Origin of the sequence: Aureimonas fodinaquatilis (genome assembly GCF_008369445.1) — a bacterium.
Classification (GTDB): domain Bacteria; phylum Pseudomonadota; class Alphaproteobacteria; order Rhizobiales; family Rhizobiaceae; genus Aureimonas; species Aureimonas fodinaquatilis.
This window is the reverse complement of sequence record NZ_VTWH01000006.1, coordinates 162,027-188,901: the sequence shown is the minus strand read 5'-3', so window position 1 is coordinate 188,901 and position 26,875 is coordinate 162,027. Positions and strand designations below refer to the sequence as shown.

Below are 26,875 nucleotides of genomic sequence, written 5' to 3'. Positions count from 1 at the left end.
GCGAATTTCTGAAAGTTAAAGCCGGCGTTCAAACCGCCAATGCACCTCTGCCTGCGCTTCACCAAATGTGACGACAATCTGCTTGGTGCGCTTCGCACCACGCGGGTCGGCAAAAAAGATCGAGTCTTCCAGGGCCAACGGACTGTCTGCAAAAAACCACCAGACCTCGTTGCCACAGGACAATCGAATTCCCGTACCTGCCGGATCAGCTTCAACATCCGGGTGCAGATGGAAACGCAGATTGGCCTCTCCCGCCTCTCCCTTGCGTTTGCGCGCCGGGCGCGACGCCTTGAACAAGCGGTCAGACCCTTCCAGCAAGCGCCCATCGCGCGACAGGAAAAGCTCTCGCTCATGAACCAGACCAAATGCCGCGCGATAACCATCATGCGCCATGGAAAGGCTCTGTCCCGCTGCGTCGTCCTCTCTGGAAACCGGAACCCGGCTTGGCCCCGACACCAGCGGGCTGCCCAGAAAGCGGTCCAGCAAACCGGATCGTGCAAAACGTGAAGATGACTGGTCGGCCACGGTCAGTGTCGAATGTGCAGCCGTGGTGCGCGCCAGCTTGCGCCAGCTATGCTCGGTTTTCTGCGGCGCGCCACAGTTGACCACAAGGCGTCTTTGGCCTGACGAAAACTCGAATGCCAGTGTTCCGGCATGTGCATCGCGAGACAATGCGCCCTGAGGTGTGGTGCCTGCATCGGCAATCACCACCACGCCATTCTGTGTCAGCCGCTGATAGCCACTCTGCCGCATATGCGACATTGGCTCGCCAAGGGTTTCATCGAAACGCAGCAGTGCCAGCAACAAACCCCGATCTCCGGCGCCCGCGCCATTGAACAGCGCAAAAGAGCCCTCGGCATGCCGGAAAAAGCGCAGAGCCGGCAACATGCGGTCAATCGCAGCCAGCAGCACACGCGGCACTGGCTGACTGCGCTGAGCGTAAAGCTGACGCAGCGGCAGCAATTGCGCCAGAATTTCGATGATCAGCTCGGGATTGCGCGATGCATGCCCGCCATCCGCGTGAACCTGGCGGTCCAGCTCGCTGGAAAGATTTTGCGTCGCCAGTTTGATCTGGTGGCCATGTGCGGGCAGGCACAAAGCCGAAAACGCCAGCGCAATGCGCACACCAAGGCGCGGCATTCCATCTGAAACCTCTGCCGCAATACGCCGCAAATAGCGCACTTCGGACGCCAGCAGGTCCAGAAACCTGCCGCGGAATGCATCATCGCCCTGTGCCATGATGATGGGGCAATGGGTGAGGAATGAAACGATCCTGCGAGCCATGACCTCCGGCTGTTCGCTGGCGGGCGAGCGACGGCGACGCGGCAGGTTCATGAAATCTAGAACCAGTGCACGGGCATTTTCTGCCGACAGGGCATCCTGCGTTTCAGACAGGTGGCGCAGCCAACTGAAGCCATAGAGCTCCACCTGCCAGGCCAACGGGGCATCCAGCCGCTCAAAGGGCGAACGGGCCGTCACTTCAATGCGATGGCCGGCCAGATGAAAACAACCGGCATAAATGGTTTCGGCGGTTGCCATATCCCCATGATGAAACTCTCGCGGAACGGCGAGAATGCGGTCGGGTCCGGCACCTGAAAAAAGCGGCAGCCATGGCGCACGCGTCGCGCGGCGCACCCGACGCCAGGCTTCTTTTAACGCCAACCCCGCCAATCGCGGATCATCTACCAGTTCCGCAGCCATGATTGCCCGGCTCCTGAAATGTGTATGACCCTTGGCTGAAGACGCCAGGGCCTGCACGCGCAAACTATTCAGGCGGGATTTTCACAAAACCTGGTAAAATATTCCCTAATTTCGGGCAAATAAACTGGATCGTTCAGGCCAGCCGTCGCAATCTTGCCGCATAAAATCCATCAAGACCGGATTGTTCTGCGGTTCCCCGCTGGAACATTGCGGGTGTTGTCCGCACATCTCCATTGGCACAGATGGCTTCTTCCAGCCCCGGGAGTTCATGGGCTTGAACCGGCAAACGTTCAAAATCGCGGCGCTCTGCCAAAAAGGCGGCAACCACCTCTTCACCTTCCACAGGGTCAAGCGAGCAGTTGGAGAAGACAATAACGCCGCCGTTTCGTACAAGACGGGCGGCATCGCGCAACAGCCCCGCCTGCACCTGCGCCAGTTTGCGAACTTCTGCCTCGTCCTTTGTGTAGGCCACATCCGGGTGGCGGCGAATGGTGCCGGTTGATGAACACGGAGCATCCAGCAAGACAGCATCAAATGGCTCAGACGGGTTGAAGCTGCGCAGATCACCAATGTGAGTTTCAACCGGCAGGGTCAGCCGAGAAAAATTGTCGAGCAGCCGCTTCATCCGGGAGGCGGAAATATCCACCGCGGTTACCTTGGCACCGGCCGCAGCGAGCTGAGCCGTTTTGCCACCCGGCGCCGCGCAAACATCGGCCACCTTCAGACCGGAAATATCGCCGAACAGCTTGGCAGGCAGGCTGGCCGCAGCATCCTGCACCCACCATTCGCCCTCGGCAAAGCCGGGCAGTGAGGCAATCTGACCGTCTGTTTCGGCGGAGAGGCGCACGGTGCCAAAGGGAAGCAATTGCGCCGGCATGCTTGCAGCGACCGCCGCCGCGTCATTTCTGGCGGTCAGATCAACCGGGGCCTGAACCTGGTGTGCCGCAGCGATCTGGATCGTTTGCTCAAGGCCGTAAGTTGCTATCAGACGCTGCTTCAGCCAGTCCGGCATGTTCAGCATCGGATCATTGAACTGAGCCAGGAGATCGTCTTTTTCGCGTGATGCGCGCCGTAATACGGCATTGACCAAACCGGCAAACCGGTCTGTGCGCGGATCTCCCGAGGCCAGCGTCACCGCCAGATCCACGGCGGCAGAATCCGGCACATCCAGAAACAGTATCTGGGTCAGTCCCGTATGCAGAATTGTTCGCAACGGCGCGGCACGCGGAGGCAAAGGTCGGTCGATGCACGCGTCCAATATGGCAGAGATTGTGCCCCGCCGCCGAAGGGCCGACACAAGAATGGCGCGAACCAGCGCCTGATCGCGCGGATCGAGCCTGCGAAACTCAGGATGCCCACCGACTTTGTCGGTTAGGCCGTCCAGCGACGTGCGGGCATCGACGATGGCGGAAAGGAGCCGGGCTGCAACACGGCGCACCGCCAGCCCCGGGCGCTGATCCTCAAATTCCTGAACAAAGGCTCGTTTTTGCTTAGCGGTGGATTTCAACCCCATGGACCTTTGCGCTTCCCGTGTGACGAATTCTTGTTGGTGCCCCAAGGCCCTCTGGTTTTCGGTGCTGGGCTATGAGGCGCACGAAATCCGATGCCGCCCTGACCACCATCGGCCCCTCCACCAAATGACGTGCCACCTGTCTGCGCCGCCATGTTCTGCAAGGCCGCAATACGGTTGCCGGTATCCGGGTGGGTGGAAAACAGATTGTCCATGCGCTGACCATTCAACGGGTTGATAATAAACATATGAGCAGTAGCCGGGGCACGCTCGGCATCAACATTGACGGTTCGACCCGCAGCCTTTGCAATTTTGCCCAGCGCTGAAGCCAGCCACAAAGGCTCACCGCATATTTCGGCTCCCCGTCGATCAGCGGCATATTCCCGAGTGCGGGAAACGGCCATTTGCACGATCATCGCAGCAAAGGGTGCAACGATGACGGCTACTAGCACTCCGATTATGCCTAGTGGATTGTTGTTATCCCGATTGCCGCCAAAAAAGAAGGCAAAATTGCCGAGCATGGAAATAGCACCCGCCAGCGTGGCGGTGATGGTCATAATCAGTGTATCGCGGTTTTCCACATGCGCAAGTTCGTGCGCCATCACACCCGCCACTTCTTCCGGCGTAAGCTGTCTCAGAAGACCGGTGGTCGCAGCCACGGCAGCATTTTGTGGATTGCGGCCAGTGGCAAACGCATTTGGCTGATCGTTCTCGATCAGATAAACCTTCGGCATTGGCAGCCCGGCATTCTCCGCCAATCCGCGGACCAAACGAACGTAATCCGGTGCTGTGCGCTCATCCACCTCATGGGCATGGTGCATTCTCAGCACCATTTTGTCCGCATTCCAATAAGCAAAGAAGTTCATTGCCACGGCGATGACCAAGGCAATCAACATGCCTCCCCGCCCGCCAATCAGCAAACCAACCCCCATAAACAGTGCGGTCATAACCGCAATCAACATGGCGGTCTTAATTATGTTCATTGGCGTACAGGTCTCCGTTTCGTGCTGGTATCAATCTGGTAATTTTAACGCAATGCTTCAATATTGTCTGGATAGATCAATTGCCAAATAGGCATGTCGGGAGAGTTCGCCATGGTCAACAATCGTTCGGATGGGTTGGAAAATCTTCCACCGGCAGCGCAAAGGGCGTTGGCTGAGGCTGCTGAACGCAGAGCAAAGCAGGAAGTGCAGGAACAGGAACGACCTGTGGAAGTGAACGGTAGAAAAGGCCCGGAACCAATTCGTTATGGCGACTGGGAGAAAAACGGTATCATCAGCGACTTCTAGGCGTGGTTTCACCTGAAAAATACTTGAAACTCGTGCGTTTAAGGTCCACATATCTGTGCGGATCATGACATCATGATCAGAGGACGACCTCTTCCATATGGACGTGCGCGATACGGGACGGCCCGAAAATCAGGGGTTCTCCATGGCTTGGGCCTATCTTTTCGTTGCCGGTCTTCTTGAAATTGTCTGGGCGTTTTCAATGAAGCAATCGCATGGCTTCACGCGCCTGACACCAACCATCGTAACATTTGTCTTCATGTTCGGCAGCTTCGCACTGTTGTCTCTGTCCATGCGCACCTTGCCACTTGGCACGGCTTATGTGATCTGGACCGGCATCGGTGCTGTCGGAGCCTTTGTGGTTGGCATCACATTTCTGGGTGAAAGCCTGTCACCCATGCGTGTGCTGGCCGCTGCGTTGATCGTGTCAGGACTGGTGCTGATGAAGCTTTCAACTCCCGCTTAATAAGCCTAAAATGACATGCTATGGTTTAGCCGCTCGGCCATAGACAAGGATGTTTCACGTGAGACATGAGACGGCTCAACAACTTGACACGCGCGGAGCTGATGCGCTGGAGGCGCTTATCCGCAAGGGATATGAAAGCTTCCAGCCACAGATCGGCGTGCGGCTTTGGAATGGCGGTACAATTGGTGATTGCAGCGGACCCATCGTCGCGCTGAACGATCCTTACGCCCTGTCGCATCTGGCATTTCGCCCCACTTTGCCAACACTGGTTGAATTGTGGATGGAAAAAGCGATCGACATTGAAAACGGCACTTTGTTTGACTTGGCGAAGGTCAAGAGCGCGGTCAAAACCCGTCACGCCCTGAAGCGGATCAACAAATGGGAAGTGGCAAAGGCGTTGCCTGCGCTTTTCAAACTGCGACGCCAGTCCAGACTTGTAAGGCCTCAGGCTGGCCAGGGCGCAGGAGAAAGCGGGTCTACCCAACAGGCGATCCAATATCACTACGACGTCTCGAACGACTTTTACCGCCTGTTTCTAGACGAGAACATGGTCTATTCCTGCGGATATTTTGACGGTTGGCATGAGGATATCGATAAGGCTCAGCATGACAAGCTGGACATGATCTGCCGTAAACTGCGCCTGAAGCCGGGAGAGCGACTTCTGGATATTGGCTGTGGCTGGGGCGCTCTGTTGATTCATGCAACGCGCTTTTTCGGTGTTACAGGCCACGGCGTAACACTCAGCCAGGCGCAATTTGACCTTGCAAGCCAACGTATTGCTGCCGCTGGTCTGGAAGACAGAATAACCATTGAGCTGAAGCCATTTCAACAGCTTCAAGGCGAGTACGACAAAATCTCATCCATCGGCATGTTTGAACATGTTGGCTTTGCTCATCACGACGAGTATTTTTCCACAGTTCATCGTCTGTTGAAACCGCGTGGGCTCTATCTGCATCACGCCATCACCCGCCCGGCTAAAAAGACCCTGCGCCAGTTTCACAAAAAATCACCGGAATACCGCGCTTTGACCCGCCTGATTTTCCCGGGGGGTGAACTGGATTACATCGGCCATTCGCTGCAGAAACTGGAAGCTCACCGGTTCGAAGTTCATGATGTGGAAGCCTGGCGTGAGCATTATGCCCGCACCTGCCGATTGTGGGCTGAACGATTGCAACAGAACTTTGACACCGCAATTGCCATGGTTGGCGAACCGAAGGCCCGACTGTGGTTGGCCTATCTTGCCGGTTGCGCCATCAGCTTTGAACGCGGCGATGCGTTGATCTTCCAAACGGTCGCCTCTCGAAAGGAAAAGGGGCCGAGCCAACTGGGACCGACCCGTCGCGAGCTGTATTCATGATCTGATTCAGGCGCGTCACTGGCTGCATTGTCCTGTAGCGGAAGCAATCACGCTTCTACCGGAAATTTCCTACCGGCGACGACGGGCCCGAATTTCGGCTTCTGCCCTTGCCGCTGCATCTTCCAGCGCCGCAAGCAGCACTTTGACATCGGCAGCGGAAAGCTTGGTAATCGTTTCAGCAAGGCGATTTGCCAGAGCAGTGGCTTCTGGTGACAATCCGCCAGTTTCCACGGTTACCCTGGGATGAGACAGAGCAGCCAGTCGCTCCAGCTCTTCAGCGTCGTCCCATATAATTCCCAGATAGCCGATAATTCGCTGCAGCAATTCCCAACTGGGACGGCCGCGCCTGCCGTGTTCCAATGCTGAAAGATATGGCCCGGAAATGTTCAAAGCCTTGGCCATCTCCGATTGAGTTACACCCTTCTTCTTACGAAGAGCCCGTACTTTCTGGCCAAAAGGAGTCATGAACGTCGCAATCGCAGATAAAATGCGCCGTCGCCACCGTGACCACGCGCCGCCGTTTCATAACCGGAAACCAGCCGCCTGAACATATCCGTAGCCAGCCAATGCGGTAAGGCTCGGCGGAGGGCGCCCTGCGAGCCAAGCGATGATCCACGGCCGGTGATCACCAGAACATGGCGAGTGCCCGCTGCGTGAGCTGCCGTTAAAAAATTCAACAGAGCGTAATGCGCAACTGCTTCGGTCTTGCCGTGCAGATCAATGCGGTCGTCGATCGAGATGCGCCCCTTGCCCAGTTTCCGCCGAACCGGGCGATCAATCAGATTCAAAGGCAATTTGCCTGGCTTTTTAACCGGCGACGGATCTGGAACAGCGGGACTCACCTTTGCGCTGACCGGCTGCGAGACTGCCTCAGCAAAGTCTGTCGCGACTTCCGCTGCCAGCTCTGGCAGGGTTTTACCACGTAATGGCGTTGCTGTGCGTGCAACGCTGACCCAGAGCTGCTTTTCCTCGCCGCTCAGCAGACGCCGTCGTTTCATGACTCAACTCGCGGGGGCAGAGTGCCCTGCCCTATTCATCCTCTGATTCTGTTTCAACCAGCTTCCAGTTAGGATCGCGCGAGCGCGTGTCATGAGCAAATGTCCAGATGTCGCGCACTTCCACAACTGTCTCCGGGTCGCCGTCGACGATTTCACCGCTTTGGCGAACAACTGCCGAAATCAGCTGGCAAACGATGCGAACCGTGACCAGGGCCTCATGCTCTTTCAGATCCGCGGAAACAATTTTCGCTTCGTTGATGCCAACGAATGAAGATTGCATGCGCTCGCCACGCTTCTCGCGCTCGGAGATCGCATTTTCAAAACCGCGGTAAACTTCGCTCGAAAGCAGGTTCTTCAACAATTTGCGATCGCCATCAGCAAAAGCGGTCACAATCATTTCATAAGCGATTTTTGCACCATCCAGAAATTGTGCCGCATCGAAGGATTCATCCGCATCGCCAATGGCACGCAGGCCATTGTTGACATCGCTTCCCGGCGTGGTCAGCTTGTCTATGCTTTCATAGGGCGTCTGGACAGAGGTTTCGTCCGGCAGTCGTCGGGTAGGCAGGGTTACAACATTGCCAGACTGTGTGCCTGCGGGTTCCTCAGTTCTTGAATAAGGATCATATGGCGGGCGCTCGTTGCCGGTGCGCCGGCCCAGCACAGCCCTCAGCTGGTATAGGACAATCACCGTCACTACGATAAAAAAGATCGTCCCGAAGCCCATTCCATACAGATCCTTCTAGTAGTCACCCGCGGTGACAATGCCACTATTGGCATATAGACATTTGCGCGCCAGCATTCAAATCAGAGCCAATGTCACCTATTTGCATTGGTTGAGGGCGACGGCAAGTCTAACCCTATCGAAAACCACCGGCCATGGCCTTGAATCGGAAAGCAAAACACCTTTATGCCCGCCAAATTCATTTTACTGGGCATTGTTGCCCTTCCCCTTGTTGAAATCGGCGTCTTCATTGCCGTCGGCGAAGCAATCGGCATTGGCTGGACTCTTGCGCTGGTGGTGCTCTCTTTCATTCTGGGAATCGTACTTCTGCGACGGCAGGGATATTCCACTTTACAATCTGCGCAGGCCCAGATGCGCGCCGGCGTTGCTCCTGACCGGGAAATTGTCCATGCGGCGATGATTTTCATCGCTGCGTTGCTGTTGATCATTCCCGGATTTGTGACCGATTTTTTCGGCCTTCTGCTGTTTCTCTCACCGGTTCGCGACTTTTTGTGGACACGAGCAAGAAGGCACATGGTGGTGGAGACGACCATGACGAGGGAGGGAACGCGCAATCCAGCCTCAACGGACAGCGGCGTTATCGACCTGCAGGATGACGAGTTTTCCAGAAGAGATGACAACAGCCCCTGGTCACGCGATGATGCCGGTGACGGGCCAGACAGATTGCGATGAATTTGCCTGCAAAGGCTGCAGGGCTGCGCAGTTTGCTTGTCACTCTTGTCGATGCATGATAGCGCAACCTGACAACAAGTTGAACATTATCAGGAAAAATCCATGTCTGACACTGAAGCAGCGAACGGTGCGGCAAATCCGGCCAGCGCTCCAAGCCTGAACGTTCTGACCCAGTATATCAAGGATCTGTCGTTCGAGAGCCCTAACGCTCCTGAAGCTCTGCGCGGACAATCCAACCCGCCAGCCATTAACATTGGCGTCAACGTCAGTGCCCTGCCCGTCAATGGTGCCGAAGGTGAATATGACGTCAAGCTGACGCTCAACGCCCGCGCTGGCGAAGGCGCCGAGTCACTGTTTCTGATCGAATTGCAGTATGGTGGCATTTTCCGCCTGCAGAATTTCCCTCAGGAGCACATTCTGCCGGTTCTGTTCATCGAGTGTCCGCGCCTGCTGTTCCCGTTTGCACGTCAGATCATCTCTGACCTGACACGCAATGGCGGATTCCCACCGCTGATGGTCGACCCGATCGACTTCGCTGCGCTTTTCCAGCAACGAATGGCCGAAGAGCGCGCTCGTCAGCAGGTCCAGGCTTCCTGATGACCCGACGGTAAGCAAAATCGTCCGACCCGGGCCCTTTCCTGTGATCATTCGATCACTTGAGGGGCCCTGGTCATTTGCTTTGTCGCAATTGCTATTCGCCTTCGACCGGAAGATATTTCTGCCACAAGGTCTCACTGCCAAGTGATTGAACAAAGGCCACATGGCGCGCCATATCTGCTGCATCCAGGCGCGATGGCAAAGGCACTGGTCGAGGCCTTATCTCCACAATCAAATCGTCTGCATCGTTGAACGAGCGTGATTTCTGATCATCGGTTCCAAGCAGCAATGCTGCCTGCCGCCCGCCAATCAGCTCAATGTAAACCTGCGCCAGAAGCTCGGAGTCGACCAGCGCGCCGTGTTTGTCACGCTTTGACGTATCAATCTGAAATCGCGAGCACAGCGCGTCCAGAGTGGCTGGAGCCATTGGAAATTTTCGCCGCGCCATTGGCAGCGTATCGATAACGCGGCTTTGCTCGATCGGGGGGCGACCCAGCCTGTCCAGCTCCGCGTTGAGAAAGCGTATGTCAAACGCAGCATTGTGCGCGATCAGCATTGCGCCGTCGAAAAACTCCAGAAACTGTTCGACAACATCGGCAAAAAGCGGCTTGTCTTTCAGAAAGTCGTCTGAAATCCCGTGAATGTCATAGGCGCCCGGGTCGACTTTGCGTGAGGCCGGGCGAATGAAGCAGTGAAACTCCCGCCCGGAGGGAATGTGGTTCAACAGTTCAATGCCACCGATTTCGATAACCCGATCCGCAGCGAAATCCAGCCCTGTTGTTTCCGTATCAAATACAATTTCACGCATGCCACATCCCCAGTGTCGCGCCCTTTGTGCATGGCCGGACTGATGGAAGCAACTGCTTTGGCCCAGTTAACCGAGCTCGTTCACAATGCTGGCAACCTCTTTACGTGCATGATCCAACCCCAGCGACGTATCGATGATAAAATCCGCCTTCTGCCGTTTTTCCTCATCCGGCATTTGCCGCGCCAGAATGTTCCGAAGTTTTTCCAAAGTCATTCCCGGCCGGGCGAACACACGCTGCCGCTGCACATCGGCTGGCGCGGTTACAACAAGCACCGCATCCACCGCCGCTTCCCTGCCCGTCTCAAACAACAAGGGTATGTCCAGAACCACCAGCGTCCTGCCCGCCTCACGCGCCTGTTTCAAAAACTCGGTCTCGGCCTGGCGAACCAGAGGATGAACAAGCTTTTCGAGGATACTCAACGCTTCCGGCCTGTCCAAAACCTGCGCTGCCAGCTTTCCGCGGTCCACGACACCATCAATCACTGTTCCCGGAAACTGCTTTTCGATCAGCTTTGCGTCCGGCCCGGAATAGATGGCGTGCACGGCGGCATCCGCCGAATGGATCGGCACACCCAATTCGGCAAACATGTCCGCCGTGGTGGATTTTCCCATTCCGATGGATCCGGTTAAACCCAGGATCACCATCGGCTTATGCTCAGCAGCTTGGCCCAAACCGATTACACTCGCTCAATGTCAGCCAGAAGCCTGCTGCGCAGCGTGGCATCCACCACAGGGCTCACGCCAAACCATTTTTCAAAACCGGGTACCGCCTGATGCAGGAGCATTCCCAGCCCGTCAGCAGTTTTGTGGCCAGCTTCCCGAGCAGCTTTTAAAATCGGCGTTTCAAGCGGTGTGTAGACAATGTCGGTTACCAACGCTCCATCAGGCAGACCGGTCAGGTCAAAAGCCTCCTCTGCCTCGCCATCATCCCGCAGGAATGCCGGGCGGGTGTTGATCAGCAAGTCCGCGCGGCCGATCAGGTCTGTCTCGTCTTCCAAGCCATGCCCATGCACGTTGCTGCCAAATTCATCCGCCACAGACCGGGCCCGCCCGGCATTGCGATTGACAATTCGCACCCTTGAAATGCCTGCTTCCAATACTGCGTGAACTACCGCTCTGGCAGCGCCGCCGGCACCCAGCACCAAGGCCTCTTCCGCCTCACGCCAGCCTTTCAAACGCTCGTCCAGATTGGTTGCGAAACCGTAGGCATCAGTATTGCCGCCAACAAGGACATCGCCTTCGTACCAGAGTGTATTGACTGCGCCGATAGCTGTAGCGGCGGCATCATGCCTGTCGACCGCAGCGAAGGCGACTTCCTTGTGCGGTATGGTGACATTGCCGCCTGCAAAGCCCTGATCTCTGAATGATGTCAGAAACTCGCCAATTTCCTCGGGCGGAACCCCCACTCGCTCGTATGAGCCAACAATTTGGAATTGCTGAAGCCAGTGTTGATGGATCATCGGTGATCGCGAGTGCCAGATCGGCCAGCCGGTAACAAATGCCCGCGGTCCGGTTTGAGTCATATCAGTCATTCAGCAATCCAAGCTCACGCAAATCGTTCAGCAAAGGCAGCATTGGCAGCCCGACAATTGTAAAGAAGTTCCCTCTTATGCCTTTTATAAGCTGCAGACCCCTGCCTTCTATCTGGTAACAGCCGACACTGGACAATGCAATTTCACCTGTTTTACCAAGATATTGTCCAATTTCTTCTGGAGTCAGATCGCGAAATTCTATTTCTGCACTTTCGACCCGGCTCTTTAAAACTTCAGAATTTCTGACAATACAATAGGCACTGTGCAAACGATGGGTCTGGCCGGACAGCTTCAACAATGTTCGCCTTGCAGCTTCCATCGTATCTGGCTTGTGCAGAAGTTCGCCATCAAGCTCCAATGTCTGGTCGGCCCCGATGACATAAGCCCCTGGCGAGCGTTCGGACACATTCTCAGCCTTGGCCTGCGCCAGAACCAGCGCGATATCTTCCGGGCCAACGCCGCCCTTCAGCATCGGAACTTCAACTGCGCGCTCATCAATCTGCGAGCGGGTGACAGACACTGCCACGCCGGCATTCTCAAGAAGTTTTCTGCGATGCTCACTGCCTGAAGCCAGAACAATAGTCTGGTTGGCCTGATCTGATGCCCCCACCTGACGTCTCCGTTTTTGTCGTGTTTATATGATTGGATCGACTTTTCGGCTTTCTCAAACGCGAGAATATTCCATTCAGCAGCGGTGTGAAGGGGCAGGGACTCGATTCTACCCCTTGTGGCAAGGACGTTGCGAACTTTGCCCCCGTAATTTCGCACCGCTTGTGGGAATCACTGAACAAATATGCTGTCAGCGTGTCCGGTCGCAAAAGCCTGTTGGTAACAACATGCTTCATCCACAGGTCTGGTGCAATTCCAGCCTGTGGACTGCGCGTATCGTGTATCGTGGAAAACCAAAGTCGGATTTCACAGTCTGTCCAATGACAATTCAAATGGAAAATAATCAGCCTTCTGGATTTAACCATTTGAAAACACTGATATATTTTCTCCAAAATTGGAACTTTTCCACAGTCTGTTGGAAAATTGACTGACAGGCACTTTCAATTGCGTCAGAAATGGCCTGCCGAATGGCCTTCCTCTGGGGATTCATGCAATCCACTGACTCATAGAATTAGAATCCAGATCTATCAGGATTCTTTTCTAGGAGGATAACCGCCACGGCCTGTGAACTTCCGCAGGACCAAAACAGGATTGATGATGCAAAATCGAAAAATGCTCCGCGTACTTTCAGGCGAAACTCTGCCAACGCCACCAATCTGGCTGATGCGGCAGGCAGGACGCTATCTGCCGGAATACCGGGCTGTCCGGGAAAAGGCAGGAAGTTTTCTCGATCTTTGCTACAACCCGGAACTTGCAAGCGAGGTGACGTTACAGCCCATCCGCCGATTTGGCTTCGATGCAGCCATTCTGTTTTCAGATATTCTGGTTATCCCCGATGCTTTGAACCGTAATGTACGCTTTGTAGCAGGCGAGGGTCCGCTGCTTGATCCGCTGGACGCAGATGGCGTTGATCATCTGGATCCGACAAACACCAAAGCTCATCTTGCGCCTGTGATCGAAACCGTCAGCCGGCTGCGGGGCACATTGCCGGACGAAACAACCTTGATCGGTTTCTGTGGCGCGCCATGGACCGTCGCAACCTACATGATCGCTGGCCATGGAACACCCGATCAGGGGCCAGCCAGGATGTTCGGTTATCAAAATCCGCAGGCCATGGAACAGCTTCTGAATGTTCTTGCGGATATGTCGGCTGATTACCTTGTCTGGCAGTTGCAGGCCGGTGCCGATTGCGTGCAGATATTCGACAGTTGGGCGGGCATTCTGGACGAACAGAGCTTTGAACGCTTCGTCATCAAGCCAACGCGCCGTTTGATTGATCGGGTGCGCACTGTCGTACCAGACGCCAAAATTATCGGCTTTGCCAAAGGCGCGAGTTCGCGCCTGGAAAACTACAGAAAAGGCACTGGCGTCACTGCGCTGGGACTTGACTGGTCAATCTCCATGGAAGCGGCGAAAAACCTGCAGCAATCCAGTCCTGTGCAGGGCAATCTGGACCCGATGCGCTTGATAGCCGGGGGCAGGGCTCTGGAAGAAGGTGTGGACCGCATCCTGGAAGAATTGGGGCAGGGACCACTTATCTTTAATCTTGGCCATGGTATCACGCCCAATGCGCCGATTGATCATGTTGAGAATTTGATTAAACGGGTTCGAAATCGATAAAAGGGGAAATGCTGATGGCCATTAGCAAAAGTCGGCAACTGGTTATTATGGCAGTTGCAAGCGCTGCGTTGATTATTGGCATGTTCGCCTTTGTGCCACCGGAAGCCATTTTATGGGTGAAGGCACTGCATGTCATTGCCGTCATTTCATGGATGGCGGGCATGCTGTATCTGCCAAGGCTGTTTGTCTACCATTCCGAAACGGCACCCGGCACGCAACAATCTGAAACCTTCAAGGTTATGGAACGCAGATTGCTGAAAGCCATCATCAACCCTGCCATGATCGTGACCTGGTCGGCTGGCCTGTGGCTTGCCTGGATCTTCAGCTTTCAAGGTGGTTGGCTGCATGCGAAAATTGCGCTGGTCCTGGTTCTGTCGGGCGTCCACGGCTTCCTTTCAGGATCGCAGCGCCGTTTTGAACGTGACCAGAACCGTCGAGGTCCAAAATTCTGGCGCACAATGAACGAAGTGCCCACAGTTTTGATGGTGTTGATTGTTATTCTGGTTGTGGTCAAACCATTTTGATGCAATTGGGCAAAAGGTCTGGTTCGTCGGAGGTCACATGCGGGCAGTTTGCATCATGGTCATGGGGCCTTCGGGAGTGGGGAAGACGACCACTGCAAAGGCAATTGCCAACGCCCTGAACTGGACTTTTGCTGAAGGTGACGAGTTTCATCCTGCCAGCAACATTGCCAAAATGTCGGCTGGAATTCCGCTTGACGATCAGGATCGTCAACCCTGGCTGGAAACAATCCGAGACTGGATGACGCAGAAATCCAAAGAGGGCGTCAACACGGTCATAACCTGTTCCGCACTCAAGCGTCGCTACAGGGACATTTTGCAGGGAACTGAGGCTGATCTGCGCTTTCTGCAGCTTGATGCCCCGGTGCAACTTGTCGGGGAGCGCATGTCCAGGCGCTCCGATCATTATATGCCACTGTCGCTGCTGAATTCACAGTTTGACGCTCTGGAGCCGCTGCAAAGCGACGAGAATGGCATTGTGATCAGCGTCGAGGAAAATCCTGAACAAGTTGTCAGCGCGGCCCTTCAGGCATTGGCGCCAAATATCTGATCTCCGGAAGCGGCCAACTCTTGCGCACAGGCTCAAGTCGGTTTATATGCCGCTTATCCCGCCTTTCATCGGCGCAGGTTCACACCTCCCGATCACACAGCATCGCCAAACGATATTCCTTTCAGTTTCTGGCTTGCGTTCTCTCATTCAAATAGTCGACTCACCGGTCATTTCTGGCCGTGCGAGGTGGAGCAATCAATCCTATGCCTGAGCTTAAACTCCAGGATCTTAAAAACAAAACAGCGCCCGAACTTATTGCCTTTGCGGAAGAAAATGGTGTTGAAAATGCCTCCGTGCTGCGAAAGCAGGAACTGCTTTTTGCCATATTGAAGCAACTGGCCGGGCAGGACGTCGAAATTATCGGCGAGGGCGTGGTTGAAGTTCTGCAGGATGGATTTGGCTTTCTGCGCTCCCCGGAAGCCAACTATCTTCCTGGGCCCGATGATATCTACATTTCGCCCTCCCAGCTTCGCAGGTTTTCATTGAAAACTGGCGATACGGTTGAAGGGCCAATTCGCGGACCCAAGGATGGCGAGCGCTATTTCGCACTGCTGAAGGTCAACACAATCAACTTTGATGACCCGGAAAAAATTCGCCATAAGAGCCATTTTGACAATCTGACCCCGCTTTATCCGAATGAGCGGTTCAAAATGGAAATTGGCGACCCCACGAAAAAAGACCTGTCTGCTCGCGTTATCGATCTCGTGGCACCTTTGGGCAAAGGCCAGCGTGGCTTGATCGTTGCGCCTCCACGCACCGGTAAAACCGTACTTTTGCAGAACATCGCTCACTCAATCACTGCAAACCACCCGGAATGCTATCTCATTGTTCTGCTGATCGACGAGCGTCCGGAAGAAGTGACCGACATGCAGCGCTCGGTTAAGGGTGAGGTTGTTTCGTCAACTTTTGACGAGCCTGCAACACGCCACGTTCAGGTTGCCGAGATGGTGATTGAAAAGGCAAAACGCCTTGTTGAGCATGGCCGTGATGTTGTTATTCTTCTGGATTCCATCACCCGCCTGGGCCGCGCTTACAACACCGTTGTTCCTTCATCCGGCAAGGTTTTGACCGGTGGTGTTGATGCCAATGCATTGCAAAGGCCCAAGCGGTTTTTCGGTGCTGCGCGTAATATTGAAGAAGGTGGCTCCCTGACAATCATCGCCACTGCGCTGATCGATACCGGCTCGCGCATGGACGAGGTTATTTTTGAAGAGTTCAAGGGCACGGGCAATTCTGAAATTGTGCTGGATCGCAAGGTTGCGGACAAGCGCATATTCCCGGCAATGGATATTCTGAAATCCGGTACACGTAAGGAAGATCTCCTGGTTCCGCGTCAGGATCTGCAGAAAATCTTCGTTCTGCGCCGAATTCTTGCACCAATGGGCACAACCGACGCCATTGAGTTCCTGAATGACAAATTGAAGCAGACAAAAACCAACAGCGATTTCTTCGACTCCATGAACACTTGAACCTGTTCCGAAATCGATGTGTATAGCAGGCCGCCGGTTCACCACCGGCGGCCTTTTGCATTGCTGACGACAACCACGTCGGCGGCAAGGCAATGCGATCAAATCTTGAGTGGGAGTGATTCAAGGGATCGAAGGAGCACGTGGACACTCTATGGCAGCGATGGCGACGATGAATGAAACGATAGTTGCTCTTTCCAGTGGTGGCCTGCCGAGCGGCGTGGCTGTGTTGCGCTTGAGCGGCACAATGGCGACCGTGGCCATACGCACTCTGGCTGGCTCTGTGCCTCCCGAGCGACGGGCAAGTCTTCGGGTGCTGAAAGACCACGATGGTCAGATTATCGATCGTGGGATTGTCGTATTCTTCCCGGGTCCAGATAGCGTCACCGGGGAAGATCTTGCGGAATTTCACCTTCATGGAGGAAAGGCAGTTGTTGCTGCCTGCCTGGCGGCGTTGACGGCGCTGCCAGATGTGCGTTTGGCTCAGCCTGGCGAGTTTACACGGCGCAGCTTCATCAATGGGCGTATTGACCTGACAGAGGCTGAGGGGCTGGCTGATTTGCTGGCTGCGGAAACTGAAGGTCAGCGGCGGCAGGCTGTGATGCAGGCGGGCGGGGAGACCCGGGCTTTGTATGAGGGCTGGATGAAGCGCCTGACTTTTTGCCGGGCCATGCTGGAGGCGGATTTCGACTTTGCTGATGAAGATGACGTCAGTGATGACGTCGCCGCAGATGTTTCACGTGAAATATCCGACCTGCTGGCAGAGATGCGTGGCTATGTCAGTCATGCACATCAGGGAGAGATATTCCGCAATGGTTTTTCCGTTGCCATTGCCGGTGTCCCGAACGCGGGAAAATCCAGCCTTATGAACGCACTGGCCCGGCGCGACGTCGCGATCGTTTCGGACATTCCGGGTACCACGCGAGATCTCATCGAGGTTTCACTGGATTTGCGGGGCATACCGGTTCGGTTGATTGACACTGCCGGGCTTCGCGACTCCCCGGACAGGATCGAGCAGTTGGGCATGGATAGGGCGCGCGAAGCGCTTTCGCATGCTGGGCTGGTTCTGCATCTGGTGCCGTCGGACGATGCGATGGAGCTTACCCTGAACGACTTAGCAAATGAGGCGCCCGTTCTGAAAGTTCGCTCGAAATCGGATCTGGGAACTGCACAAGATGGCGAGCTCGCAATATCCACTCGCACAGGCGAGGGGCTTGATGAACTTGTGGAGCGCATAGCGCAAATCGCTGCCGAAGCAGCAGGAGATCCTTCGCAGCTTGTGCCGGTGCACACGAGGCAAAGGGATATCATCGGACAGGCTATTCTTGTTCTGTCGGATTGCCAGGATGATCTGCCATTGGAAATCTACGCAGAAGTTCTGCGCTCGGCATCGGAGCGGCTTGGTGCGCTGACCGGGCAACGCGGCGTGGAAGACATGCTGGATGTTATCTTTTCGCAATTCTGCATTGGTAAGTAACCACGGAATTGACACGCGGCGATGAATGGCGCTTAACCCAAAGCTATGGATAAAGAATTTGATTTTGATGTGGTGGTGATCGGTGGGGGTCACGCCGGGTGTGAGGCAGCAGACGCGGCGGCCCGTGTTGGCGCGCGCACGGCATTGGTGACACATCGTGCAGACACGATCGGCATTATGAGCTGCAACCCGGCCATTGGCGGTATCGGCAAGGGCCATCTCGTGCGGGAGATTGATGCTCTGGGCGGCCTGATGGGCAGGGTGGCTGATCAGTCCGGTATCCAGTTTCGTCTGCTCAATCGTCGCAAGGGGCCAGCGGTTCGCGGACCACGCACTCAGGCCGATCGCAAGCTTTACGCCGCAGCCATGCAGGCTGCCATCAACCAGCGATCCGGACTGACAGTCCTGACCGGTGATGCGTTTGACATTGGTTTTGATGGCGCGGGAAATATTGCTTCGGTGATTATGGCGGACGGCCGCGCACTGACGACACGCAGCGTTGTCATCACCACTGGCACGTTTCTTCGAGGGCTGATCCATATTGGTGAAAAGCAGATACCTGCTGGGCGCGTGGGGGAGGATCCCTCTGTTGGACTGTCGGCAACACTGGGTCGCCTGGGGCTTCGACTGGGCCGCCTGAAAACAGGCACTCCGGCGCGACTGGATGGACGCAGCATTGACTGGTCGGGGTTGGACCGCCAATCGGCAGATGATGAGCCATATCCATTTTCTTATCTGACGAAACAGATCACCACGCCGCAGATTGATTGCGGCATAACCCGCACGACTGCAAAAACCCATGCCATCATCCGTGACAACCTGTCCCGTTCGGCGCTCTATGGAGGCAGGATTGAGGGCACAGGACCGCGGTATTGCCCGTCTATCGAGGATAAGGTTGTCAAGTTCGGCGATAGGGAAGGGCACCAGATTTTTCTTGAGCCTGAAGGCCTGGACGATCACACGATTTATCCCAACGGTCTGTCCAGCTCCTTGCCGGAAGACGTGCAGGCAGAGTTTCTCCGCTCAATTCCCGGGCTGGAAAATGTGGTGATCCTCAAGCCGGGCTACGCGATTGAGTATGACCATGTTGACCCGCGCGAGCTGACCCGTGGTCTGGAGCTCAAGGCACAACAAGGCCTGTTTCTGGCGGGGCAGATCAACGGCACGACTGGATATGAAGAAGCGGCGGCGCAAGGGCTTGTCGCCGGGCTGAATGCTGCTCGCTTCGCCTCCGGCGCGCAAGCAGTGACCTTTGGCCGGGAAGACGCTTATATCGGCGTGATGCTGGACGATCTGACACGCACGGGCGTCAGCGAGCCCTATCGCATGTTCACCTCTCGTGCTGAATTCAGGCTGTCACTGCGCGCAGACAATGCCGACAGGCGATTGACCCCGATGGCATCAGAATGGGGCTTGGCGGAGCGTGACAGAGAACGGGTGTTCAAGGCCAGCGAGACTGCGTTGATTGATGCAGAAACCCGTTTGAAAAATCTGTCACTGACGCCCAATGAGGCTGCCCGCCACGGTTTGGCGGTCAATCAGGATGGACGCCGTCGTACAGCATGGCAGTTGCTGGCTCAGGGCGATGTCAGCCTGATGACCCTTGCAAATATATGGCCGGAACTGTCGACTGTGCCTGCGCCCATTCGGGAACGGGTTGAGATTGAGGCCGCCTATGATGTTTATCTGGACCGTCAGAGGCGCGATCAAGCCAATTTGAAAAGGGACGAGCAGCGGCTTATTCCCTCAGGCATTGACTATTCCCAGCTGAAAGGACTCTCCAACGAGATTGTTCAGAAACTGACAGCTTACCGTCCAACAACAATTGCTGAAGCCGAGCGGATTGATGGAATCACGCCAGCAGCCCTGGCGATCATTCTTGTCGCGATCCGCCGACACGAAATGTCGAAAGCTGCCTGAGAGTTGAGCGACCACACAATGCATTCATCATCTGTTGTTTCGCAGGATGCCAATCTGAAAGAGGATCGAGCGGAGGTCTTAGCCCGGAACATTGTTTCACGTGAAACGACAGACAAGCTGGATCGGCTGGTTGAACTGACGTTGCAATGGCAACGCAGCATCAATCTCATCGCTCCCTCGACAGTTTCTCACATATGGACGCGTCACATTGAGGACGGTCTGTGGTTGGATCACGTTGCAGGCCGTCAATCGCTCTGGGTCGATATTGGTTCAGGCGGGGGATTCCCCGGGCTTGTGCTTGCCATAACGGCCTCCGCGAATCCGGGCACCAAAGTGGCAATGATCGAATCGAATGCAAAAAAATGTGCGTTCCTGCGAACTGTTGTCCGTGAGTTGGCACTACCGGCTGAAGTGCATTGCCAGCGAATTGAAAGCAGCGCCGCGGTCGTGGAGGCAGCAACTGCGGTCAGTGCCCGGGCCTTGGCGTCTCTGCCTGACCTGCTCAATCTGGTTGCACCCAACTTGAACAAAGAAGCTGTGTGTTACTTCTTCAAAGGACGCGCGCATCAGCAGGAAATCGATGAAGCCTCTGCCAATTGGCGATTCAGCATGGTAAAGCATTCGTCAACAGTTGAAGTGGATTCTGTCATTCTCGAGTTGCGAAGCGTTGAAGCCTGACTAAGGCCAGCATTTGCTTCACGTGAAACAATCCACCTCGCAATGGTAATATGACAGGAGCTTATCGGTGGATAGTCATTCTCGCAGCAGAATGCGCGTCATCACGATAGCCAATCAAAAAGGCGGTGTGGGCAAAACCACCACCGCAATAAATCTGGCTACTGCACTTGCAGCCATCGGCCGTCGAACGCTGCTTGTAGATCTGGATCCGCAGGGCAATGCATCGACCGGGCTCGGCGTTGAAAAGGATATGCGTGATCGCTCTTCCTATGATGTGATACTTGGTCACGCGACCGTTGCTGAATCGGCCATGCCAACCGTGGTGCCCAATTTGACCCTCGTGCCTTCAACGCTCGATCTTCTGGGCGTTGAAATGGAAATTGCTTCGGCAAATGAACGCGCCTACCGCCTGCGTGATGCCTTGCACCGCCATTCGGTTGACGCTCGCCCGGCCGAACAATTTGATTTTGTGCTGGTGGACTGTCCACCCTCACTCAATCTTTTGACCATCAACGCAATGGCCGCTGCCGATGCTATCCTTGTGCCACTGCAGTGCGAATTTTTTGCGCTGGAAGGCCTAAGCCAGCTTTTGGAAACCGTAGAGCAGGTTCGCGATACATTGAACCCGGCATTGGCGCTGCATGGCATTGTTCTGACCATGTACGACGGACGCAACAATCTGGCAGAACAAGTGGTTGCAGATGTGCGCACCTATATGGGTGACCATGTCTACGACACGGTTATTCCGCGCAATGTCCGCGTGTCGGAAGCTCCGTCTTTCGGTAAGCCAGCCATACTTTATGATATGAAATGTCCCGGCAGCCAGGCCTATATCCGGTTGGCGTCGGAGGTTATTCAACGCGAACGAGAAATGCTGGCGGCTTAGACAAACAGAGTTGCCTTCAACTCGGGCGTTAGACGGCGGAACAGTGTGACAGACAATGAGGTGGGACGTTGAAGTTGATCGAAGGATCACATTTAACGGTCCAGGCCTGAACAGGAGAGAGTTTCGATGAGAGAAGAAAAGTCACGCGCTCGCCTTGGCAGAGGTTTGGCGTCGTTGATTGGCAATGCGCCATCGGCGGATCGTGTGACCACGCCATTCTCCGTCAATGCAACCGCGGCTGTTGTGCCGGGTGAGGCCAAGGCTCCTGTTGCATCTCTGGTTCCCAATCCAAAAAATCCGCGGCGCAGCTTCAACCAGGATGAGCTGGCCGAACTGACGGCGTCGGTTCGTGTTCATGGCGTCGTCCAGCCAATTCTCGTCCGTCGGATTCCAGGCATGGATTCTCTCGAAATTGTAGCGGGGGAGCGTCGCTGGCGCGCTGCCCAGGCCGCCGGTCTGGTTGAGGTGCCTATTGTCGAGAGAGAAATTTCTGATCGGGAATCGCTTGAGATTGCCATCATAGAAAATGTGCAGCGCGCTGATCTCAATGCGATTGAAGAAGCGCTTGGCTATGAAATGCTGATCGATGAACATGGTTACACGCAGTCTGACCTTGCCGATATTGTCGGCAAAAGCCGGAGCCACGTGGCCAACACATTGCGGCTTTTGAAACTGCCGGAAACTGTGCGTGGCATGGTTGAGCGGGGAGAGCTTGCACCCGGCGCGGCGCGAAGTGCGGTGTCGGTGGACGATCCCGAACTGTTTGCCCGGCAGGTTGTCGCCGGCGGTATGAGCGTTCGTGACGCGGAAAAGCTGGCGCGTGGTGAATCGGTTATAGCGCTGCCTCAGGAAAAAGGCCGTAAGGCCCGCACCAAGGCCGACACGTCTGCTAAAGACGAAGACACCAAGGCGCTGGAAAGATTGCTCTCAGAGGCACTGTCTATGCCTGTTTCCATCGGTCTTCAGGGGCAGGCGGGCCAGTTGGTTCTCAATTTCCGAAATCTTGAGCAACTGGACGAAATCTGCCGCCTTTTGCAGGCTGGCTCCGCCTACAGCCCGGCAACTGAATAGACACCCGCACCAGGGCGGGCGAAGGATCACCCCACTATCTGCGGGCACGCAGCCTTGCAGCCTCGACGCTGATTTCCATCAGGGTCCGGTGCATGATGCTTTGCTGAAGGATCGCTTCCTTGCGGCTTTGCAGAATGTCCGCTTCCAGCCTCGACAAGACGCTGGAGATGGCAGGGACGGGCCAATTGGCCAGCGCCAGCTCCATAGATCGGGCGCGGCTGAAATGCACACGCTTTCGTGCAACCACGTCGCTTGCGGTCAGGCCCTGCTTTTCCAGTTCCTCGCGCATCAGCAGCAATTGCTGGAAATAGCGCAGAAGCGGGTTTTGAAGTTGAAAACCGCTCACTCCGGCGGAAATCAGCCTCTCTATCAGATAAGGCAGCTTACGCACTTCGCCCGTTGCGGCAGCATCCACCGCTTCATCCACAGTCTCGGCTGATACATCGCCCACAACTGTGGTGACATCGCTGAGGCTGATGGTTGATTTGCCAAGGGCATAGAGGCAGAGCTTCTGCACCTCTGCACGGGATGCAAGGCGATTGGCTCCCAGCCGCGCTTTCAATCCTTCACGCCCGGCACGGTCAATCGTCAGACTGGCATTTGCCAGCTCCTCATCGATCAGCCGGTCCAAAGCTCTGGCCTCGTCCTGATAACAGGGCAGGGCCATTGCAGCCTTGCCACGCTCAGCATTCACCCGTAGCCCGGCCGTTTTCTTCAGCTCACCCGCCTCGATGATAATGGTTGTGTCGGTTGGTGGGTTGGACGCCAGATCAGCCACGGCGTCGGCCAGGGCTTTGCCGTTGCCTGCACCCTTGATGCGTATCAGCCGTCTTCCGCCGAACATGGAGACTGTGCCGGCTTCATCAAAAAGCCTTCCGATCGATTTTTCCAACTCGTCCGCCATCAGCACAATGCTGGCAAACGGGTCGGTGTTATCAACACCAGACAGCGCAGCCAGTTTGGTGGCGCGCTCAGACACCAGTCCGGAATCCGGCCCATAGAGCAGAAGAACAGGGAAGGATGTGTCAGGTCGAGACAGAAATGCCTCGACCTCGCCGGCTTTTTTCTGGGCCATGGTTCAAACGGATCAGTTTACAGGGGTCGGTTCACCTTCGCGCTTCAACACGGGCAAAAGTGCCATGCCGACCCGCTCCGCCAGATCCTTGCCCGCCCGTTCGCGCGCATCTTCCACGGCGCTTTGCGAGGCATAAAGCTGCGAGTTACGGTCATATGGCACGGTGCTGAAACGTGTGCCCGCGCCAATGGTCTGCCCGTCAGAAAGCCGGATGAGCGTGTAATCAGCCTGCATGCGATAAGTGCTTGCCGCAGGCACACCAGAGCCACTTTCAATCGAGGTCACCGTGTCCATAGCGCTGACGAAATACCGCACCTCGAACAGAGGTGACGATACGGGTTCAGCGCCATTCAGCCGAAACAGCAGAGCATTGCGGAAAATCTGATCCGTCCGCGTGTTTGGCTCTGCCACCGCCACCCTGCCTCGCATCGTGGTCAGAAGGGCTGGCTGAGACGGAGAAGCCGCCCCCGCCTGCTGCGGCCCACCATTGCTGTAAACCGGCCCGGAGGTGCAGGCAGCAAGACCGCCCATCGCTACCAAAGCAGCCACCACAGCGGCTTTTCGCAAGGAAAAACCGTTCCGCACTCTTGCTGGAATTGGCTCAGCTTTCGCAATTCCGAACGCAAAACCGCTCCACACTTTTGCTGGAATTGCTTTAAACCACAACATTGATAATCCTTCCCGGCACCACAACAACACGTTTAGGCTGGCCACCCGCCAACAATTCCTGAACAACAGGTAGTGCCAGAGTCGCCCGCTCAATCTCTTCCTTGGTGGCCGTCGCCGCAACGCTTACATCGCCGCGCTTCTTGCCATTGACCTGCACTGGCAGCACCAGTTCATCGTCGGTAAGTAGCGTTGCATCATAAACCGGCCAGCCTTGAGAAGCTACCAGCCCCTTTCCACCCAGAACCACCCAGCATTCTTCCGCCAAATGAGGCATCATCGGCGCAACCAGCTGAACCAGAATTGCCAAAGCTTCACGTGTGGCCGCTGGCGCAGACATCTTTTCAGCAGAAATACTGGCTGAAAGTGTGTTCACAAGCTCGTAAAGCCGAGCCACAGCCTTGTTGAACGCCAGGCGCTCAATATCGTCACTGACGCCGGCAATCGCGCGGTGAGCGGCCTTCCTCAGCTGCTTCGCAGCACTCTCGTCATCGCTTTCCTCCGCTGCCACGGAATTCAGCCGCTCCGCACCCTCGTTCACCACACGCCAGAGCCGCTGCACAAATCTATGCGCACCCTCGACACCGGATTCCGTCCAGATCACATCGCGGTCTGGCGGAGAATCGGACAGCATGAACCAACGCGCCGTATCCGCCCCGTAGGAGCCGATTATGTCATCGGGATCGACGACATTCTTTTTCGACTTCGACATTTTTTCGATCGAGCCAATCTCGATGGGCGCTCCGGTAGACAGGCGTCGCGCACTGCGCGTTCCATCCTTTTCCTCAACCACCACATCATTGGGTGATACCCATTCGCCATTATCGCGGTAGGTCTCGTGCACCACCATCCCTTGTGTGAACAGGCCTTTGAAGGGCTCGTCCAAATTCACATGGCCGCACACACTCATCGCACGGGTGAAAAAACGCGAGTAAAGCAGGTGCAGAATGGCGTGCTCGACACCGCCTATATACTGATCAACCGGCAGCCAGGCGTTGGCCACCGCGGGCACAGTCGGCTCTGCCGCATGTGGCGCAGTAAAGCGGGCAAAATACCAGGATGAATCGACAAACGTATCCATCGTGTCGGTCTCGCGCAGGGCTTTGCCGCCACATTCCGGGCAAGTTGCATTGCGCCACGTCGGGTGGCGGTCCAACGGGTTCCCAGGTTTGTCAAAATCAATATCATCCGGCAGTTTCACCGGCAGATTTTCGCTTGCCTCGGGCACTACTCCGCATGTCTCGCAATGCAGTACGGGTATCGGACAGCCCCAGTAGCGCTGCCGTGAAATGCCCCAATCCCTGAGCCGGAAATTGACCTTGCGCTCGGCCTGCGGCCGGTTGCTCAAATTGCCGGTTTCCAGCATTTCGGCGACTTTGTTAAAGCCCTCAGCCGGTGTCAGCCCATCCAGAAATTGCGAATTGAACAAGGTGCCTTCGCCCGTGTATGCTTCATTGGCAATGCTGAAGCATGCCGCATCAGATCCGGTGGGCAACACAACCGGCTGCACCGGCAGTTGATAGGCACGTGCAAAATCCAGATCGCGCTGATCATGTGCCGGGCAGCCAAAAATTGCTCCGGTGCCATAATCCATAAGGACAAAATTGGCGACATAAACCGGAACAGTCCACTGAGGGTCCAGGGGATGCACCGCGCGCAGGCCAGTGTCGTAACCCTTTTTCTCTGCAGTTTCGATCGCCTCGGTTGACGTGCCGCTGCGCCTGATTTCCGAAATGAAGTCGGCCAGGCGCGGATCGGTGGCTGCGGCGGCGCGCGCCAGCGGGTGGTCTGCTGCGACGGCGATGAACGAAGCACCAAACAAGGTGTCAGGCCGGGTGGTGAAAACCTCCACCTCGCGGCCAACGCCTTCACCCGTGGCCTGCGCCGTGGCGCGGCGCTCATTGTCAGCCAGGGCCCAGCGCACCAGCAAACCCTCTGAGCGGCCGATCCAGTTCTTCTGCATGATGCGAACTTTTTCAGGCCAGCCGGGCAAGTGGTCCAGCGCTGTCAGCAATTCATCAGCAAATTGCGTAATGCGGAAAAACCACTGTGTCAGCTCTCTCTGCTCCACCAGAGCACCGGAGCGCCAGCCCCTGCCGTCAATCACCTGTTCGTTGGCCAGAACCGTCTGGTCCACCGGGTCCCAGTTGACCTTGCTTTTGCGTCTGTAGGCCAGACCGTTCTTCAAAAGGTCCAGAAACAAGATTTGCTGGCGGTGATAGTAATCGACATCGCAAGTGGCAAACTCACGGCTCCAGTCCAGTGAAAGACCCATGGACTTCAATTGCTCGCGCATGGCGGCAATATTGGCATATGTCCAGTCCCGCGGGTGCACCTTGTTTTGCATCGCGGCATTTTCCGCAGGCATGCCAAATGCATCCCAGCCCATGGGGTGCAGTACGTTGAAGCCTTTTGCGCGCTTGTAGCGGGCCACAACATCGCCCATGGCATAGTTGCGCACATGGCCTATATGAATTCGTCCGGAAGGGTAGGGGAACATTTCAAGGACGTAATATTTTTCGCCCTCGGCACCATCCTGCGTTTCAAAAAGCTTCGCGTCGGTCCATGCCTTTTGCCAACGGGTTTCAGCGGCGCGGGGATTATAACGTTCAATGGCCATGATAACGCAGCGATCTTTCAAAAATTTCACGACGAAGGAATTGC

The 26,875-nt window shown here is 55.7% G+C and carries 27 protein-coding genes; 14 read left to right on the top strand and 13 right to left on the bottom strand.

The features are described 5' to 3' along the window. Positions 1 to 15: 15 nt before the first annotated feature. The 3 genes from FPY71_RS18260 to htpX all read right to left on the bottom strand — a co-directional run bounded on the left by FPY71_RS18260 (position 16) and on the right by htpX (position 4,194). Complete coding sequence (locus FPY71_RS18260) at positions 16 to 1,701, bottom strand: heparinase II/III family protein (protein ID WP_149301779.1); 1,686 nt, start codon at positions 1,699 to 1,701, stop codon at positions 16 to 18. Between the two features lie 133 nt (positions 1,702 to 1,834). Beyond that, positions 1,835 to 3,214, bottom strand: a complete 1,380-nt coding sequence (locus FPY71_RS18255) for an RsmB/NOP family class I SAM-dependent RNA methyltransferase (RefSeq protein ID WP_149301778.1) — start codon at positions 3,212 to 3,214, stop codon at positions 1,835 to 1,837. After that, positions 3,205 to 4,194, bottom strand: a complete 990-nt coding sequence (gene htpX, locus FPY71_RS18250; RefSeq protein WP_149301777.1) for a zinc metalloprotease HtpX — start codon at positions 4,192 to 4,194, stop codon at positions 3,205 to 3,207. Before htpX ends, FPY71_RS18255 begins: the two co-directional genes overlap by 10 nt. 111 nt (positions 4,195 to 4,305) lie before the next feature. Here htpX and FPY71_RS18245 point away from each other — a divergent pair, with 111 nt between their 5' ends. From FPY71_RS18245 to FPY71_RS18235, 3 genes are all read left to right on the top strand, one after another. Next, positions 4,306 to 4,500, top strand: coding sequence for a DUF1674 domain-containing protein (locus tag FPY71_RS18245; RefSeq protein ID WP_149301776.1), 195 nt, complete (start codon positions 4,306 to 4,308; stop codon positions 4,498 to 4,500). Between the two features lie 142 nt (positions 4,501 to 4,642). After that, positions 4,643 to 4,963 (top strand): DMT family transporter, encoded by a 321-nt coding sequence (locus tag FPY71_RS18240; RefSeq protein WP_149301775.1) that lies wholly within the window; start codon positions 4,643 to 4,645, stop codon positions 4,961 to 4,963. 58 nt (positions 4,964 to 5,021) lie between these two features. After that, a complete protein-coding gene (locus FPY71_RS18235; protein ID WP_246160719.1) occupies positions 5,022 to 6,320 on the top strand; it encodes an SAM-dependent methyltransferase in 1,299 nt (432 codons plus the stop codon). Positions 6,321 to 6,389: 69 nt separating this feature from the next. Here the strand turns inward: FPY71_RS18235 and FPY71_RS18230 are convergent, their stop codons facing one another. The 3 genes from FPY71_RS18230 to FPY71_RS18220 are packed head-to-tail and all read right to left on the bottom strand — an operon-like array spanning position 6,390 to position 8,045. Then, complete coding sequence (locus FPY71_RS18230) at positions 6,390 to 6,785, bottom strand: helix-turn-helix domain-containing protein (RefSeq protein ID WP_149301773.1); 396 nt, start codon at positions 6,783 to 6,785, stop codon at positions 6,390 to 6,392. Beyond that, complete coding sequence (locus FPY71_RS18225) at positions 6,782 to 7,318, bottom strand: Smr/MutS family protein (protein WP_149301772.1); 537 nt, start codon at positions 7,316 to 7,318, stop codon at positions 6,782 to 6,784. The genes FPY71_RS18230 and FPY71_RS18225 overlap by 4 nt, the downstream gene beginning before the upstream one ends. 31 nt (positions 7,319 to 7,349) lie before the next feature. Then, positions 7,350 to 8,045 carry a Tim44/TimA family putative adaptor protein gene (locus FPY71_RS18220; protein ID WP_149301771.1) on the bottom strand — a complete coding sequence of 232 codons (696 nt, stop codon included), beginning with the start codon at positions 8,043 to 8,045 and terminating at the stop codon, positions 7,350 to 7,352. A 183-nt stretch (positions 8,046 to 8,228) separates the two neighbouring features. On the opposite strand from FPY71_RS18220, the gene FPY71_RS18215 reads away from it, so the two are divergent. Next, positions 8,229 to 8,735: an FxsA family protein gene (locus tag FPY71_RS18215; protein WP_149301770.1), complete on the top strand. Its 507-nt coding sequence runs from the start codon at positions 8,229 to 8,231 to the stop codon at positions 8,733 to 8,735. Between the two features lie 102 nt (positions 8,736 to 8,837). Continuing rightward, the gene (secB, locus tag FPY71_RS18210) at positions 8,838 to 9,332 is read left to right on the top strand and encodes a protein-export chaperone SecB (protein ID WP_149301769.1); all 495 of its coding nucleotides are present in this window, start codon (positions 8,838 to 8,840) and stop codon (positions 9,330 to 9,332) included. A gap of 94 nt (positions 9,333 to 9,426) precedes the next feature. On the opposite strand, the gene dnaQ is transcribed toward secB, so the two are convergent. The 4 genes from dnaQ to FPY71_RS18190 form a co-directional block, all read right to left on the bottom strand. Beyond that, entirely contained in the window at positions 9,427 to 10,140 is a 714-nt protein-coding gene (gene dnaQ / locus FPY71_RS18205) for a DNA polymerase III subunit epsilon (protein WP_149301768.1), read from the bottom strand. A gap of 66 nt (positions 10,141 to 10,206) precedes the next feature. Next, entirely contained in the window at positions 10,207 to 10,785 is a 579-nt protein-coding gene (coaE, locus tag FPY71_RS18200) for a dephospho-CoA kinase (RefSeq protein ID WP_149301767.1), read from the bottom strand. 32 nt (positions 10,786 to 10,817) lie between these two features. Further along, positions 10,818 to 11,672 carry a shikimate dehydrogenase gene (locus tag FPY71_RS18195; RefSeq protein ID WP_149301766.1) on the bottom strand — a complete coding sequence of 285 codons (855 nt, stop codon included), beginning with the start codon at positions 11,670 to 11,672 and terminating at the stop codon, positions 10,818 to 10,820. Next, entirely contained in the window at positions 11,665 to 12,282 is a 618-nt protein-coding gene (locus FPY71_RS18190) for a Maf family nucleotide pyrophosphatase (RefSeq protein WP_149301765.1), read from the bottom strand. Before FPY71_RS18190 ends, FPY71_RS18195 begins: the two co-directional genes overlap by 8 nt. Positions 12,283 to 12,878: 596 nt before the next feature. On the opposite strand from FPY71_RS18190, the gene hemE reads away from it, so the two are divergent. The 9 genes from hemE (at position 12,879) to FPY71_RS18145 (ending at position 22,470) form a co-directional block, all read left to right on the top strand. Then, positions 12,879 to 13,901: a uroporphyrinogen decarboxylase gene (gene hemE / locus FPY71_RS18185; protein ID WP_149301764.1), complete on the top strand. Its 1,023-nt coding sequence runs from the start codon at positions 12,879 to 12,881 to the stop codon at positions 13,899 to 13,901. A gap of 47 nt (positions 13,902 to 13,948) precedes the next feature. Continuing rightward, entirely contained in the window at positions 13,949 to 14,425 is a 477-nt protein-coding gene (hemJ, locus tag FPY71_RS18180; RefSeq protein WP_246160729.1) for a protoporphyrinogen oxidase HemJ, read from the top strand. A gap of 37 nt (positions 14,426 to 14,462) precedes the next feature. After that, complete coding sequence (locus tag FPY71_RS18175) at positions 14,463 to 14,972, top strand: gluconokinase (RefSeq protein ID WP_149301762.1); 510 nt, start codon at positions 14,463 to 14,465, stop codon at positions 14,970 to 14,972. A 203-nt stretch (positions 14,973 to 15,175) separates the two neighbouring features. Then, complete coding sequence (gene rho / locus FPY71_RS18170; RefSeq protein WP_149301761.1) at positions 15,176 to 16,441, top strand: transcription termination factor Rho; 1,266 nt, start codon at positions 15,176 to 15,178, stop codon at positions 16,439 to 16,441. Between the two features lie 151 nt (positions 16,442 to 16,592). Then, complete coding sequence (gene mnmE / locus FPY71_RS18165; protein WP_246160717.1) at positions 16,593 to 17,915, top strand: tRNA uridine-5-carboxymethylaminomethyl(34) synthesis GTPase MnmE; 1,323 nt, start codon at positions 16,593 to 16,595, stop codon at positions 17,913 to 17,915. A 45-nt stretch (positions 17,916 to 17,960) separates the two neighbouring features. Next, positions 17,961 to 19,835 carry a tRNA uridine-5-carboxymethylaminomethyl(34) synthesis enzyme MnmG gene (gene mnmG, locus FPY71_RS18160; RefSeq protein ID WP_149301759.1) on the top strand — a complete coding sequence of 625 codons (1,875 nt, stop codon included), beginning with the start codon at positions 17,961 to 17,963 and terminating at the stop codon, positions 19,833 to 19,835. An 18-nt stretch (positions 19,836 to 19,853) separates the two neighbouring features. Continuing rightward, positions 19,854 to 20,513, top strand: coding sequence for a 16S rRNA (guanine(527)-N(7))-methyltransferase RsmG (gene rsmG / locus FPY71_RS18155; protein ID WP_149301758.1), 660 nt, complete (start codon positions 19,854 to 19,856; stop codon positions 20,511 to 20,513). Between the two features lie 91 nt (positions 20,514 to 20,604). Further along, positions 20,605 to 21,399: a ParA family protein gene (locus FPY71_RS18150; protein ID WP_149301805.1), complete on the top strand. Its 795-nt coding sequence runs from the start codon at positions 20,605 to 20,607 to the stop codon at positions 21,397 to 21,399. Between the two features lie 126 nt (positions 21,400 to 21,525). Continuing rightward, positions 21,526 to 22,470, top strand: coding sequence for a ParB/RepB/Spo0J family partition protein (locus tag FPY71_RS18145; protein ID WP_149301757.1), 945 nt, complete (start codon positions 21,526 to 21,528; stop codon positions 22,468 to 22,470). A gap of 34 nt (positions 22,471 to 22,504) precedes the next feature. On the opposite strand, the gene holA is transcribed toward FPY71_RS18145, so the two are convergent. The 3 genes from holA to leuS are packed head-to-tail and all read right to left on the bottom strand — an operon-like array spanning position 22,505 to position 26,831. Continuing rightward, positions 22,505 to 23,545 (bottom strand): DNA polymerase III subunit delta, encoded by a 1,041-nt coding sequence (gene holA, locus FPY71_RS18140; RefSeq protein ID WP_149301756.1) that lies wholly within the window; start codon positions 23,543 to 23,545, stop codon positions 22,505 to 22,507. A 12-nt stretch (positions 23,546 to 23,557) separates the two neighbouring features. Next, positions 23,558 to 24,214 (bottom strand): LPS assembly lipoprotein LptE, encoded by a 657-nt coding sequence (gene lptE, locus FPY71_RS18135; protein ID WP_149301755.1) that lies wholly within the window; start codon positions 24,212 to 24,214, stop codon positions 23,558 to 23,560. Next, positions 24,201 to 26,831, bottom strand: a complete 2,631-nt coding sequence (leuS, locus tag FPY71_RS18130) for a leucine--tRNA ligase (protein WP_149301754.1) — start codon at positions 26,829 to 26,831, stop codon at positions 24,201 to 24,203. The genes lptE and leuS overlap by 14 nt, the downstream gene beginning before the upstream one ends. Positions 26,832 to 26,875 lie beyond the last annotated feature (44 nt).

Bases quoted from the DNA above. Each gene is read 5' to 3' on its own strand.
- FPY71_RS18220 (WP_149301771.1), bottom strand. From the start codon at position 8,045: ATGGGCTTCGGGACGATCTTTTTTATCGTAGTGACGGTGATTGTCCTA.
- leuS (WP_149301754.1), bottom strand. From the start codon at position 26,831: ATGGCCATTGAACGTTATAATCCCCGCGCCGCTGAAACCCGTTGGCAA.
- FPY71_RS18245 (WP_149301776.1), top strand. From the start codon at position 4,306: ATGGTCAACAATCGTTCGGATGGGTTGGAAAATCTTCCACCGGCAGCG.
- dnaQ (WP_149301768.1), bottom strand. From the start codon at position 10,140: ATGCGTGAAATTGTATTTGATACGGAAACAACAGGGCTGGATTTCGCT.
- hemE (WP_149301764.1), top strand. From the start codon at position 12,879: ATGCAAAATCGAAAAATGCTCCGCGTACTTTCAGGCGAAACTCTGCCA.
- hemJ (WP_246160729.1), top strand. From the start codon at position 13,949: ATGGCAGTTGCAAGCGCTGCGTTGATTATTGGCATGTTCGCCTTTGTG.
- holA (WP_149301756.1), bottom strand. From the start codon at position 23,545: ATGGCCCAGAAAAAAGCCGGCGAGGTCGAGGCATTTCTGTCTCGACCT.
- FPY71_RS18175 (WP_149301762.1), top strand. From the start codon at position 14,463: ATGCGGGCAGTTTGCATCATGGTCATGGGGCCTTCGGGAGTGGGGAAG.
- FPY71_RS18215 (WP_149301770.1), top strand. From the start codon at position 8,229: ATGCCCGCCAAATTCATTTTACTGGGCATTGTTGCCCTTCCCCTTGTT.
- rho (WP_149301761.1), top strand. From the start codon at position 15,176: ATGCCTGAGCTTAAACTCCAGGATCTTAAAAACAAAACAGCGCCCGAA.
- FPY71_RS18150 (WP_149301805.1), top strand. From the start codon at position 20,605: ATGCGCGTCATCACGATAGCCAATCAAAAAGGCGGTGTGGGCAAAACC.
- FPY71_RS18145 (WP_149301757.1), top strand. From the start codon at position 21,526: ATGAGAGAAGAAAAGTCACGCGCTCGCCTTGGCAGAGGTTTGGCGTCG.
- FPY71_RS18240 (WP_149301775.1), top strand. From the start codon at position 4,643: ATGGCTTGGGCCTATCTTTTCGTTGCCGGTCTTCTTGAAATTGTCTGG.
- secB (WP_149301769.1), top strand. From the start codon at position 8,838: ATGTCTGACACTGAAGCAGCGAACGGTGCGGCAAATCCGGCCAGCGCT.
- FPY71_RS18255 (WP_149301778.1), bottom strand. From the start codon at position 3,214: ATGGGGTTGAAATCCACCGCTAAGCAAAAACGAGCCTTTGTTCAGGAA.
- mnmE (WP_246160717.1), top strand. From the start codon at position 16,593: ATGGCAGCGATGGCGACGATGAATGAAACGATAGTTGCTCTTTCCAGT.
- htpX (WP_149301777.1), bottom strand. From the start codon at position 4,194: ATGAACATAATTAAGACCGCCATGTTGATTGCGGTTATGACCGCACTG.
- lptE (WP_149301755.1), bottom strand. From the start codon at position 24,214: ATGTTGTGGTTTAAAGCAATTCCAGCAAAAGTGTGGAGCGGTTTTGCG.
- rsmG (WP_149301758.1), top strand. From the start codon at position 19,854: ATGCATTCATCATCTGTTGTTTCGCAGGATGCCAATCTGAAAGAGGAT.
- FPY71_RS18260 (WP_149301779.1), bottom strand. From the start codon at position 1,701: ATGGCTGCGGAACTGGTAGATGATCCGCGATTGGCGGGGTTGGCGTTA.
- FPY71_RS18195 (WP_149301766.1), bottom strand. From the start codon at position 11,672: ATGACTGATATGACTCAAACCGGACCGCGGGCATTTGTTACCGGCTGG.
- mnmG (WP_149301759.1), top strand. From the start codon at position 17,961: ATGGATAAAGAATTTGATTTTGATGTGGTGGTGATCGGTGGGGGTCAC.
- FPY71_RS18230 (WP_149301773.1), bottom strand. From the start codon at position 6,785: ATGACTCCTTTTGGCCAGAAAGTACGGGCTCTTCGTAAGAAGAAGGGT.
- coaE (WP_149301767.1), bottom strand. From the start codon at position 10,785: ATGGTGATCCTGGGTTTAACCGGATCCATCGGAATGGGAAAATCCACC.
- FPY71_RS18225 (WP_149301772.1), bottom strand. From the start codon at position 7,318: ATGAAACGACGGCGTCTGCTGAGCGGCGAGGAAAAGCAGCTCTGGGTC.